Below are 11862 nucleotides of genomic sequence, written 5' to 3'. Positions count from 1 at the left end.
ATGGGGTGATAGAGAAGATAACATGAGGGAGGGTTCAGCATGATATATGATTATGTGAGCTGGACAGGAGCGGTCTTTATCATACTCGCCATTATTTTAAGTGGAACAGGGGTTAGCGGTGACCGTATGCGTGCCAATTTTTATAATGAACAGGCGGCGGACCCCGAGGGGAAAGATAGAAAAAGCAGATGGAAATGGTCCTTTATTTTTATGATCATAGGTTTACTTTTATCTGCTATCTCTACGATTCTAAAATAAAGCCGCCGGGTAGGCGGCCTGATGATCGTCTCCTTTAGTGTTTAAATCATAATATCGTCAACCACAAATACAAACCCAAAAGCGTGAAAAAAAGCGTAGGCAAGGTCAGAATTACACCTGTTTTGAAGTAGGTTCCCCAACGAATCTTTATGCCTTTAGAAGTAAGCACATGCAGCCAGAGCAGCGTAGCCAAGGAGCCAATGGGTGTCATCTTGGGCCCTAAATCCGACCCGATTACATTGGCGTAAACAAGTGCCTCCCGGATCATTCCCGTTGCGTTCGTAGCATGGATCGCCAGCGCATTAATCATGACCGTAGGCATGTTGTTCATCGCCGACGAAATGACGGCAGCCATAAAACCCATAGCCATCGTAGCCACAAACATCCCCTCGTCTGCTGCCGCTTGAATAAGATGAGCTAGCAAATCTGTCAAACCCACATTACGCAACCCGTATACTACGACGTACATCCCAATGGAGAAAAATACGATGGCCCATGGCGCGCTTTTCAAGACTTCTTTTACAGGTACTACGGGACTTTTACGAGCAATTAATAAGAGAATAACAGCAATGATTGCCACAATCACCGAAACTGGAATGTTGAAAAATTCGCTGATCAGATAACCTGCAAGCATGAGGGACAGGAAGATCCAGGAAAGTCGGAACATTTTTGCATCCTTAATCGCTTTAGCAGGAGCCGTTACATGAGCAACATCAAACTTCCCTGGAATGCTTTTACGGAAAAAGAGGTACAGCACTAACATGCTCGCAGCTATAGAAAAAAAATTCGGAATAATCATGCGGCCTGCATACTCCATAAATGTGATGTTGAAGAAATTGGCGGTCACGATGTTAACCAAATTGCTGACGACGAGCGGAAGCGAAGCCGTATCTGCAATAAAGCCGCTGGCTATGATAAAAGGGAATACCCTTGTTTCTTCAAACTTGAGCGCCCGTACCATCGCCAGCACAATGGGAGTCAGGATCAAAGCGGCACCATCATTTGCAAAAAAAGCAGATACCACCGCTCCCAGCAAAGTCACATACATAAACAGCCGGACCCCGCTTCCCTGCGCAGCCCTCGCCATATGTAAAGCGGCCCATTCAAATAGTCCGATCTTATCCAGCACCAATGAAATGAGAATAATAGCTACAAAAGCCAGCGTGGCATTCCACACGATTCGGGTTACTTCCCACACATCTTGAATATGAACCACGCCAACAAGCAGAGCCAAAATTGCTCCTGCACAGGCTGACCATCCAATAGACAGGTTCTTAGGCTGCCAGATCACCAGCGTCAAAGTTAACAGGAAAATAGTACATGCCAAGAAAACCGATAACACGCTCAAACCTCCGATCCAAGATGTAACATCATATTAAATCATTTTATAAGCATATGCTTAAATATCAGACATCATTTTCCATGCTCACAGAGGCAACTTTTCCATCGAATCTTTAGCAGGAGCAGGATTTCGAATCAGGTCCGCAAGCAGCGGTGGGTTCTTCTTTATTTAAAAGCTTCAAAATTTGCTTCTCATCTGGCATACATTGAAGGACCACTTGAATATGAGGCTTGTCCTCCACATTGAGAGAATAGTACACCCACTGTCCGCGTCGAGCTTCTTTTACAATCCCTTGAGACTTTAGCTTTCTTAGATGCTGGCTGATACCCGGTTGCGAAATATCAAAAATCTCGACAAATTCGCACACACACCATTCCCTCTCTTTGAGCAAAGAGAGCATCGTCAGCCGTGTTCTATCACCCAGTAGCTTTAATTGATCCGCTACATAAGCCAGTTGGTCCAATATGACCACCTCTTCTCTCTATATATAATCATTTGCTTATATGTTAATTGTATACTCAACACCACTCTTTTTCAATACAATCGTATAATCGAATTTTTCACTTTTTCATAACCAATCTACCGTTGTATACTGTTCTTCAGAACTGCTATGGAAGGAGGCTCATTTTGCGTATTTTTGATATTCTTCGTATATTGGTTGCAGAACAGATGGTCAACGGAGAACACTTGGCAAATGTATTGAAGGTATCCTCTCGAACCATACGAACGGATTTAAAGGAATTGGGTGCGCTGTTGTCGAAGCATGGAGCAGCAGTCAAACCTCTCAAAGGATCGGGCTACAAGTTAGAGATTCGGGACGAGCAAGAATTTCATCATCTGCTGAAGCAATTAAAGGATTATGAAAATAATGTGCCTTATCCATTAGCGAATTCTTCTGAAGCGAGAAATCGTTTTTTAATGAAAAAGCTGCTGCTCACCAATGCATATATCAAACTTGATGATTTAGCTGAGATTCTGTATGTTAGTCGATCTACTTTACAGAATGACCTCAAAGAACTGCGCAAGTTACTGGCAACCTACGGACTATCCCTGGAGAATAGACCGTATCATGGTATTCGAGTCAAAGGTAATGAGGCCAAGCTGCGTTATTGCATTTCCGACTATATATTCAGTAGAACAGATGAAATAGGCGAGCAGCAGATGTCCCACCCTCCTCTGATCTCTAACGAAGAGATGGAATGGATAAGAGAAGTGATTCTGGATCGTATTGAATTCAATGATATTCAGTTGTCGGACATTGCCTTGAACAATCTGGTCATTCATATTGCTATAGCATGTAAGCGTATTCGTGAAGAAAGGTATGTTTCATATTATCCTCAAGAGATGAAAAAAATTGAAGCGCAGAAAGAGTTTATGGTGGCGACTGAGATCGTATCCGCTTTGGAACAAAACATGAAGCACTCCTTTCCGCTTGTTGAAGTTGCGTACATTGCTGTGCATTTATTGGGTGTAAGAACAGTCGTCAGTGCCCATATGGATGAAGTGGAGATTAAAAAGATCATTGATAAAGATATCTACGAGCTAACTATTGAAATACTGGATCAAATTGATCAGCAGTTGAAAATGAACATTCACAACGACAAGGAATTGCTGATTGCTTTTTGCCTTCACCTCAAACCGGTCATTAACCGCTATCAATACGGAATGAATTTGCGGAATCCTATGCTGGATGAAATCAAAGCCAATTACCCGCTTGCCTTTGAAGCAGGTATCATTGCTGCGGAAGTCATCAAGCAACGGCTTCATATACACATCGAGGAAAATGAAATTGGGTATTTAGCCATTCATATCGGAGTCGCGATGGAAAGAAAGAAAATGGAGGGCGCACCCAAAAGGTGCATGATCGTTTGTGCTTCTGGACTCGGCAGCGCAAAGCTGCTGTATTATAAGCTTCAATCGGTCTTCGGTTCCAGGTTGGATATCGTGGGAACCACTGAATTTTATAAGCTTAAACAAATGCCGTTGGATACACTGGACTTTGTCATTAGCACGATCCCCATTTCAGAACCGCTTTCTGTACCCATGATACATGTGAATACATTTTTGGGCGGTTCCGATATCACTAAAATTGAACAAGCAATCTCAGAGGCAAGACTTCCTGCTGTGCAGTATGTACGAAAAAAATTGGTTTTTCTTCAGCAGAAGTTTGATAACAAACTCCAAGTGCTTGAATTTATAGCCGCAAAAATACACGAAGCCGATCTTGTGGAAGGCCCCCTGCTGCAATCTGTGGTAGAGCGTGAAGCCGTTTCCCCAACATCATTTGGCAATTTTGTCGCGATTCCGCATCCAATGGAACCTTTCGCTGATTCCACGTTTTGGGCCATCTGTACATTACAAAAAGCCATCGATTGGGATGGCAAACCGGTACAGTTTATTTGTATGCTCTGCATACAGCGCACCAAATCAGAAGATTTACAGAGTATGTATCATATTCTGCTTGAAATCTTAAATAATGAAAAGCTCGTCCAGCAGCTTATCCGCTGCAAAACGTACACGGAATTTGTAGAAGTGCTGCATATAAATAGCTGAATATTAGCAATATGTAATTGCAAAGGAGGAACCTGAAGCCCGCAAGGCGGGGGTCTCTCCTTTTTTTGGTGATGGAGAAGTCATTTAGAAGAGACGATTTTTCCGTTAAGAAGCGGAAAAAGTATGCGTCAAATTGAAAGCGATTCCAAATTATAATGCTAAAGAAGAAAGCTTTTGAAGGGAGATAAGAAACATGAATAATGATGAGACTGAAGATCGGGATATGAATATGGAGGCTATGGATGAAACAGAGATTGTGTTCCAAATCATATTATACGCAGGGAATGCACGCAGCTCGGCCATGGAGGCGATTGAGCTTGCAAAGGCAGGAAAGTTTCAGGAAGCCAAAGAAGAATTAGCCTCAGCTAAAAAAGAACTGGTGTCCTCCCACAAAATTCAAACCAGAATCATCCGTAAGGAAGCAGAAGGTGAAAAAACAGAGATGTCGGTCATGATCGTACATGCTCAAGATCATTTGATGAATGCCATCACCATTCGAGATATGGCCTCAGAGTTTGTAGACCTGTATGAACGTATTGATCAATTCATACCAAAATCGTAGAGGGAGGGGCGCTATCCCATGACTTTCAAAGACAAACTGGTTGACGGCCTCACATCAGTGGCAAATGCAATCAACAATTTTAAATATATTATAGCGATCAAATCAGCCTTTATCACATTAATGCCTGTCATCATTGTGGGTGCCTTTGCTGTTCTGATTTCCAATATGGTGATGGACCCGGTAAATGGTCTGGCCCATTTTAAACCTTTCTCCTTCCTGGCAGAGTACAAACCGATTTTCTCAGGCATTAACTATGCCAGCTTGAATATCCTTACCATCCTGGCTATTTTCATGATTGGTCTGGAGCTAGGAAAAATTAACGGGGAGAAAAATCTCTTTCCAGGACTACTCGCTGTGATCTGCTTTATATCTGTAACGCCAACCACGATAGAGTTGATGGTTAACGGAGAAATGCAAAAAGTAACGGATGTCATAGCCCGCCAGTTTACGGATACCAAAAGCTTGTTTTTAGGTATTTTCATAAGCATTCTATCCGTTGAGCTGTACAGCAAACTGGGCAAGTCCGATAAGCTAAAAATTAAAATGCCTGAAAGTGTTCCCAGCAATGTGGCTGTTTCTTTCTCTGCACTCATTCCAACCATCATTACGGTGACTGTCTTCTCGATGCTTGGATTCTTCTTTCATAAATTTACGGGTCTCTACCTGTATGATGCCGTCTATAATGTGGTGCAAAAACCTCTGGAGACCGTGGTGCAAGGACTGCCGGGTATACTGGTACTGATGCTGGTTGCGCAAATCTTCTGGGTGATCGGCATTCACGGGAACCAAATGGTAAAACCGATTCGTGAACCTCTGCTGCTTGGAGCGATTACCGTCAACATGACTGCTTATGAGCAAGGACTGCCGATTCCGAACATTATTACGATGCCTTTCTGGGACGTATACATGAGTATCGGTGGTTCAGGGATTACGCTGGCCCTTTTGATTTGTATTATGATCGCCTCCAAGCGTGAGGATATGAAGGAAATTACCAAGCTTTCGTTTGGACCGGGCCTGTTTAATATTAACGAGCCTGTCATTTTCGGACTTCCGATTATGTTGAATCCATTGATGGCTATCCCTTTCATTATTACTCCGCTTATCACAGGAACGATTGGATACTTTTCGACGTTGCTTGGATTTGCAGGTAAGGCCGTCGTCATGGTTCCATGGACTACTCCGCCTATTATTAATGCCTACCTGTCTACAGGTGGAAGCATTGGCGCCGTCGTAACCCAGATCATTTGTATTGTGGTAGCGATTATCATCTATTTCCCGTTCGTCAAAATTGCCAACAAGCGAACGGCTGAATAATGCGCTACTATAGAAATATATCATTCAATTGAAAGCATATTCTTAATAAAAGGAGGAGCATGTCATGGCTAAACATACGATACAAATTCCGTCGAATTTCATCATGGGTGCTGCGGCTTCCGCCTGGCAGACAGAGGGCTGGAGCGGTAAAAAGGAAGGTCAGGACTCATTTCTCGACCAATGGTACAAAAATGACCGCTATGTCTGGCACAATGGATATGGACCTGCGGGTGCAACCGACTTCTATAATCGTTACGCCGAGGATATTGCGCTGATGAAGCAGATTGGCCTGACCCATTATCGTACTTCTATTAATTGGTCCCGCTTCTTAACGGATTATGAGAATGTTATCGTGGATGAAACGTATGCGGATTATATGAGCCGGGTCATTGACGAGTTGATTGTCAGTGGGGTCGAGCCCATGATTTGTTTGGAGCACTACGAGGTGCCCGCTTATTTGCTGGATAAATATGAGGGCTGGTCTTCCAAGCATGTGGTGGAACTGTTTGTGAAATATGCGGAAAAGGTTTTTGAACGATACGGAGATCGGGTAAAACACTGGTTTACATTTAATGAGCCGATTGTTGTACAGACTCGTGTCTATCTGGATGCCCTTCGCTATCCCTATGAACAAAATACGCGGAAGTGGATGCAATGGAATTATAATAAAACGCTGGCAACCGCGAAGTGCGTACAACTCTTCAAAGCAAAAAATTATAGTCAAAACGGGGCGAAAATAGGCATTATTCTGAATCCCGAAGTTACTTATGCCCGATCCAGCGCTCCTCATGACCAGTACGCGGCACATGTGTATGATTTATTTTACAATCGAGTATTTTTGGACCCTCTTATTAAAGGCGAATACCCGCAGGAACTATTCGACTTAATGAGCAAGCATGATATTACATTTGAATCAACCACAGAAGAACTAACAGTGATTAAGGAACATACTGTTGACTATGTCGGGATCAATCTCTATTATCCCCACCGGGTCAAAGCGCAGAGTAAAGCGTGGAATGAAAACATTCCCTTTCACCCCTCTTACTACTATGAGCATTTTGATCTTCCGGGTAAAAGAATGAACAAGTCACGGGGCTGGGAGATTTATCCGAAAATCATTTACGATATGGGGATGCGTATCAAGAACGAATATAACAATATCGAGTGGTTTGTCGCGGAAAATGGTATGGGCATTGAGAATGAAGTTGTCTTCAAAAATGAGGAGCACATCATTCAGGACGACTATCGCATTGACTTTATAACTGAGCATTTGTACTACACGTTACAAGCTGTAGAGGATGGTTCGAACTGTACAGGTTATATGCTGTGGGCCTTTACAGACAATGTTTCTCCCATGAATGCTTTTAAAAATCGCTATGGACTGGTGGAAATTAACCTGGAGAATGATCGAAGTCGGCATTTGAAGAAGTCCGGCTACTGGTATCAATCTGCCATCAAAGAACACTCGTTTGTTGCTGATCTGGATGAAGAGTATAAATAATTAAAAATCAATTTCTGGAGGCGTTCAAATATGAAAAAAATTATTCTGGCATGCTCTGCGGGTATGTCCACATCCATTCTGGTTTCCAAGATGAAAAAAGAAGCAGCAGCACGATCCATAGAGCTGAACATCGAAGCCATCCCCGAAAGTACCATTAAGGAAGAACTGGAAGGCATTAAAGATTCTGTGATTGCTATTTTGCTTGGACCTCAAGTGCGGATGCGTAAAAAAGCAGTAACCGAAATTGCAGCTCCCTATGGAATCCCTGTGGATGTCATTGACACGATGGCTTACGGTAGAGGAAACGGTGCGGCCGTGCTGGATCAAGCCTTGAAGATGGCTGGCGAATAATGAATGTATAGAGATTCTTTTAAGAATGGCAAAAGGCGGCAGTCTCCTATCAGGAAGCTGCCGCCTTTCCATATATTGATATAAATTATCTCGTCACCTTGAACCGTCCAATCAACTGGCGTAGCTCGGCGGACATCCCCTTCAGACTATCCGCCGATCGGCTGACGCCTTCCATCCAGCAATAACGTACATGTGACCAGGGTGATACCTATTATTCTTAAAGCCTGCTTCAACATGGGTTCAGACTCCTCCTTTGTGAAACCTGTGATCTATACTGCTGACCATTCTATCAGGTAAGTTCATATTTTCCTATAAGTAGCTGCCAGGCTATCCATAAAAAAGAGGCTGATCCCCCAGCCCCTTCCTGAATCCCACGCTTTCCCGCTACATGCCTTCTTTGCCTGAACCAATACTGCTCACGTACGTTTCCTTCAATCCGGCAGAGATGCCATATAGCGGTTCCCACCGAAGCCAATGTCTCGCAACTGCGTTGCTAAGACAGCTATGGTGAATGTCGCCCGCCCGCGCAGCTGAATACACGGGCCGAACGGACGAGCCGTGCAGCTTCAGCAAATCGTAGGCCAGCCGATTGATGGACGTAGTTCGTCCCGTACTCACATGCACTGTACGCTGATCCGCTGCACGTATAGCCGCCATATTGGCTCTGACTACATCCTTGACGTACACAAAATCGCGGGTTTGCGTTCCGTCGCCGTGTATGAGCAAGGGGCTCCCTTTTTTCAGCCGATCCATAAAAAGAGCGACTACACCGCCCTCTCCCTTCGCCGCCTGACCGGGACCATACACATTGCCGTAACGCAAAATCGTGTAATTCATGCCATATAACCGATGAAAAAGACGGATATACGATTCTGCGGTCAGCTTGGAAAGTCCGTAGCCCGAAATCGGCTCCACGGGATCGTCTTCCTGAATACATTGCTTTTGCAGTTCACCGTATACGCCGGATGTGGATGCAAATATCAGCTTGGATACACCGGCTTCATGACAAGCCTGTAACAGATGAATCGTCCCCATCACATTCACATCTGCGTCCTCATCCGGTCGATGGATGGATTGCTGGACATCGACCTGTGCCGCCAAGTGAAACACAATATCCGGGCTTTCCCGAATGAGCAGCGTCCGGGTCTCGGAGCTGCGTATATCCGCCATATGCATGACCGCGCGCGGGTCCACATTTGCGACATTCCCGGTCGTCAGATTATCCAGCACATGCACCCTAATGCCCGAATCAGCAAGCGCACGCACCAGATGGGAACCAATAAATCCGGCCCCCCCGGTGACCAAAGCCTTCACTAGCGCACCCTCCTTTTGAACCGAAGCAAGTTTTCTTCCTTTCCCATCATGTTATGCGGCGTTCTACAGCTTGGCGCAGGCACAAGCACAGGCACCAAAGACAATCTAAGACGTACCTTGCCGTTGTTCAGACGTGTAGCCTGACATTTGCCAGCATAAAGCGCCACATCTCATCCTGACCGCTCCAAATATCCTCGGGCGGCAGCGCCACTGAAACCAGTTGCTCCAGCCCCCAATCCAGCTCGGTCACACCGGCAGTCCCTGTATAATCCACGAATAACAAACGAAAATCGTGGGTGATCATCCTTGATAACACGGTGTGCAATTCTACCGCCTGATCCTGGCTGCCCCCCAGACGAACCAGCAGCAGACGGGACGCAAGTGCAGATTTCTCCAGTAGACGTGCGATTCGGCGATCAAGCGTCGTTTTGAATGCAGGATAGGAAGTCAGATACTCCGATGTATTCTGGGTAACGGGAAAATGGTGTGCCGCCGTAATCTCATACGACGCGTCCTCGACCATGAAGTTATACTCGCCGTAATCATGCCCCGTGACACGCAGGCTGGCAAAGTCCATAAATCCGGCGAAACGGGTATCCAGCAAGCGACTGATCTGCGACAAGTTGCCGGAAATCATCCAGTCCAGCGGTCCTGCATACGAACGCAATCCGTTTTTATCCAGTTGAATGGAAGGCAGGCAATGTCCTCCCAAGCTGAATACAGCGTCATAATCCCCCTGCAATCGCTCAAGCACGCCGTTCTCCCCTTCCCGAAGACAAGGACATTCCCTGAAAAAGCGTACGCCAGTGCGGATCACTTTGGTAATTCCATACATCAGTAAAAGGCATTTCCACCGCGCATACATTCGCAAGCTGCCAGTCCAATTCGGTCAACTCTGTTACACCGGAACAGTTAACGATGAGCAGACGAAATTCATGCGCCACCATGCCGGACAAGATGCGCTCCAGTTCCTCTACCTCTGCATAGGTTCCTAGCATACGGACGAACAAGCTGTGCTGCGCCTTCTGCGTTTTTGCAAAAAAACGTTCGATACGGCGGTCTGTCTTCTCCCTGAACTCCGGATAAGTCGCCAAATCTGCGGACGTATTGCGTTCCTGAGGGAAATCATGTACCGAGATCACGTTATAATCGATATCTCTGACCATATAATTTAGTTGGCTCGTACCAACAACACTTAAATTAGGCAAATCCATAAACCCGGCAAACCGGTTTTCCAGCAAGCGATTCACATCGGACAGCGTGTCAGACATCATCCAGTCCAGCACCCCGGCAAACGGCCGCAGGCGGTTCTTTTCCAATTGAATGGCAGGCATGCAGTTTTGCCCCAAACTGAAGACCGCATCATATTCCCCTGCCAGCTGTGCAAGTCTCATAGCGTGCCTCCTTTTTAAAAGTGACCTGTCCTCAGGTCGCAGGTTGTTCCACTCTACATTACATGCACAGATCGGCTAAAAGGGTTGGACCTCAGCGCGTATTTTGTCAAAAAAGGCGTACAACTATCCAATCGAGACATGGCACATTTTCATATGATATAAGGCTGGTATACAACGGAATTCAAGGAGGCTACAGGATATGTCCGTGTTTCTTTTATCTGCTGATCATCACCTCGCTTATGACAGCGCCAGTATCCAGAGCTGCCATGTGACCCTGTTCAATCGTGAAAAGAGACCTGTCGATGTACTGTTGGAAATAGGCAATGATAGCACCGTTTTCCGGCGGCAGCTCCTTAGCCTGAGCGCTTCTCCCGAAGCCGGCTCCGTCGTACAGCTCAAGGATATGGAGACAGCCCAAAATCCTTTTTACCTGCGGGTGATCACAAGTATATGCAATCCGGAAATGCTATTTATTTTGGCTGAATTTGTAGAGGACGGAAACGTGGTCGCTATGCGTACAGCCAGTCATTTTACCGTGACGCCCTAATACACGGACAGGAGAGGAAGAAGGTATGCTAAAATATTCGGTACAAAACAGAGCCGATGCAGGCACACATGCGCTACCTTTTCAGGTCACCGGACAGGAGAGCGTGCTATCTACGTTGATCATTCCTGCGAATGAGTCTGAAGGACGTATTGTCATTGAAGCCTCCTTGGCATGGGAAAATCCGCTGCTCAACTGGGATATTGGAGAGCTGGATATCCGGCTACGTCGCAACGACGGGCAGGGTCCCGTGCTGGACTGGTTGCAGGATTCCTGCTATCAGGAGGGCTTTGCCGAGCTAAGGTATGAGGAAACCGTGAAACCGACAGCGCCATATGTATATTGCCTCACCGTGCAATCGGCCAACCGCCGGGCCGTTGTCACGGGTCCACTCGTGATCCAAGGCTCGGTCTACAAAGATTCAGTCGATGAAAACTCGGACGGAACATGATCTGTAACACCCAAAAGGCAGGCCGGGACGTGATAAAGTGACCCCTTAAAGTTAGACAATTTATTTCAGGCAACTTGTTGGGTATGGGCTCGGTATTGTACGGGGCTCATACCCTTTAATTTGGCCTTGATACGTTTGTGATTATAGTAATCCATATACTTCGCCAGTTCTTGCTTGAAATGCTGCATGTTATCAAATTCTTTTAGATATAGAAGTTCGGATTTCATGATACAAAGAAGTTTTCAATCACCGCATCGTAACAGTTCCCTTTACTATTT

The 11862-nt window shown here is 45.5% G+C and carries 13 protein-coding genes and 1 pseudogene; 8 read left to right on the top strand and 6 right to left on the bottom strand.

Annotation, left to right across the window (positions count from 1 at the left end; genetic code table 11):
* The first annotated feature begins 39 nt into the window (after window positions 1–39).
* Window positions 40–258, top strand: coding sequence for a DUF5316 family protein (locus ACWXW9_RS16985; protein WP_494930355.1), 219 nt, complete (start codon window positions 40–42; stop codon window positions 256–258).
* A 46-nt stretch (window positions 259–304) separates the two neighbouring features.
* Here the strand turns inward: ACWXW9_RS16985 and ACWXW9_RS16980 are convergent, their stop codons facing one another.
* Window positions 305–1600, bottom strand: coding sequence for an arsenic transporter (locus tag ACWXW9_RS16980; protein ID WP_494930354.1), 1296 nt, complete (start codon window positions 1598–1600; stop codon window positions 305–307).
* A gap of 112 nt (window positions 1601–1712) precedes the next feature.
* Entirely contained in the window at window positions 1713–2063 is a 351-nt protein-coding gene (locus tag ACWXW9_RS16975) for an ArsR/SmtB family transcription factor (RefSeq protein ID WP_494930353.1), read from the bottom strand.
* 164 nt (window positions 2064–2227) lie between these two features.
* Between ACWXW9_RS16975 and ACWXW9_RS16970 the strand changes: the two genes are divergently transcribed.
* The 5 genes from ACWXW9_RS16970 to ACWXW9_RS16950 all read left to right on the top strand — a co-directional run bounded on the left by ACWXW9_RS16970 (window position 2228) and on the right by ACWXW9_RS16950 (window position 7881).
* The gene (locus tag ACWXW9_RS16970; protein ID WP_494930352.1) at window positions 2228–4153 is read left to right on the top strand and encodes a BglG family transcription antiterminator; all 1926 of its coding nucleotides are present in this window, start codon (window positions 2228–2230) and stop codon (window positions 4151–4153) included.
* A 193-nt stretch (window positions 4154–4346) separates the two neighbouring features.
* The gene (locus tag ACWXW9_RS16965) at window positions 4347–4715 is read left to right on the top strand and encodes a PTS lactose/cellobiose transporter subunit IIA (protein ID WP_494930351.1); all 369 of its coding nucleotides are present in this window, start codon (window positions 4347–4349) and stop codon (window positions 4713–4715) included.
* Between the two features lie 18 nt (window positions 4716–4733).
* Entirely contained in the window at window positions 4734–6029 is a 1296-nt protein-coding gene (locus ACWXW9_RS16960) for a PTS sugar transporter subunit IIC (protein ID WP_494930350.1), read from the top strand.
* Window positions 6030–6093: 64 nt separating this feature from the next.
* Window positions 6094–7530, top strand: coding sequence for a glycoside hydrolase family 1 protein (locus ACWXW9_RS16955; protein WP_494930349.1), 1437 nt, complete (start codon window positions 6094–6096; stop codon window positions 7528–7530).
* A 30-nt stretch (window positions 7531–7560) separates the two neighbouring features.
* Window positions 7561–7881 carry a PTS sugar transporter subunit IIB gene (locus ACWXW9_RS16950; RefSeq protein ID WP_494930348.1) on the top strand — a complete coding sequence of 107 codons (321 nt, stop codon included), beginning with the start codon at window positions 7561–7563 and terminating at the stop codon, window positions 7879–7881.
* Window positions 7882–8265: 384 nt separating this feature from the next.
* On the opposite strand, the gene ACWXW9_RS16945 is transcribed toward ACWXW9_RS16950, so the two are convergent.
* The 3 genes from ACWXW9_RS16945 to ACWXW9_RS16935 all read right to left on the bottom strand — a co-directional run bounded on the left by ACWXW9_RS16945 (window position 8266) and on the right by ACWXW9_RS16935 (window position 10589).
* Window positions 8266–9195 carry an NAD-dependent epimerase/dehydratase family protein gene (locus ACWXW9_RS16945; protein ID WP_494930347.1) on the bottom strand — a complete coding sequence of 310 codons (930 nt, stop codon included), beginning with the start codon at window positions 9193–9195 and terminating at the stop codon, window positions 8266–8268.
* Window positions 9196–9322: 127 nt separating this feature from the next.
* The gene (locus ACWXW9_RS16940) at window positions 9323–9949 is read right to left on the bottom strand and encodes a DUF1796 family putative cysteine peptidase (RefSeq protein WP_494930346.1); all 627 of its coding nucleotides are present in this window, start codon (window positions 9947–9949) and stop codon (window positions 9323–9325) included.
* The gene (locus tag ACWXW9_RS16935) at window positions 9942–10589 is read right to left on the bottom strand and encodes a DUF1796 family putative cysteine peptidase (RefSeq protein ID WP_494930345.1); all 648 of its coding nucleotides are present in this window, start codon (window positions 10587–10589) and stop codon (window positions 9942–9944) included. Before ACWXW9_RS16935 ends, ACWXW9_RS16940 begins: the two co-directional genes overlap by 8 nt.
* A gap of 199 nt (window positions 10590–10788) precedes the next feature.
* Between ACWXW9_RS16935 and ACWXW9_RS16930 the strand changes: the two genes are divergently transcribed.
* A complete protein-coding gene (locus ACWXW9_RS16930) occupies window positions 10789–11136 on the top strand; it encodes a hypothetical protein (protein WP_494930344.1) in 348 nt (115 codons plus the stop codon).
* 25 nt (window positions 11137–11161) lie between these two features.
* Complete coding sequence (locus ACWXW9_RS16925; RefSeq protein WP_494930343.1) at window positions 11162–11584, top strand: hypothetical protein; 423 nt, start codon at window positions 11162–11164, stop codon at window positions 11582–11584.
* 65 nt (window positions 11585–11649) lie between these two features.
* On the opposite strand, the pseudogene ACWXW9_RS16920 reads toward ACWXW9_RS16925, so the two are convergent.
* Window positions 11650–11862: pseudogene (locus ACWXW9_RS16920) on the bottom strand (IS3 family transposase); the annotation flags it as partial.

It is taken from the genome of Paenibacillus sp. LT-B23, from assembly GCF_059417685.1.
The sequence above is the reverse complement of the archived record's forward strand: the minus strand, read 5'-3'. Positions and strand labels throughout refer to the sequence as shown.

Coding starts and splice junctions, on each gene's coding strand:
- ACWXW9_RS16985 (WP_494930355.1), top strand. CDS start 40: ATGATATATGATTATGTGAGCTGGACAGGAGCGGTCTTTATCATACTC.
- ACWXW9_RS16965 (WP_494930351.1), top strand. CDS start 4,347: ATGAATAATGATGAGACTGAAGATCGGGATATGAATATGGAGGCTATG.
- ACWXW9_RS16960 (WP_494930350.1), top strand. CDS start 4,734: ATGACTTTCAAAGACAAACTGGTTGACGGCCTCACATCAGTGGCAAAT.
- ACWXW9_RS16955 (WP_494930349.1), top strand. CDS start 6,094: ATGGCTAAACATACGATACAAATTCCGTCGAATTTCATCATGGGTGCT.
- ACWXW9_RS16950 (WP_494930348.1), top strand. CDS start 7,561: ATGAAAAAAATTATTCTGGCATGCTCTGCGGGTATGTCCACATCCATT.
- ACWXW9_RS16935 (WP_494930345.1), bottom strand. CDS start 10,589: ATGAGACTTGCACAGCTGGCAGGGGAATATGATGCGGTCTTCAGTTTG.
- ACWXW9_RS16930 (WP_494930344.1), top strand. CDS start 10,789: ATGTCCGTGTTTCTTTTATCTGCTGATCATCACCTCGCTTATGACAGC.
- ACWXW9_RS16925 (WP_494930343.1), top strand. CDS start 11,162: ATGCTAAAATATTCGGTACAAAACAGAGCCGATGCAGGCACACATGCG.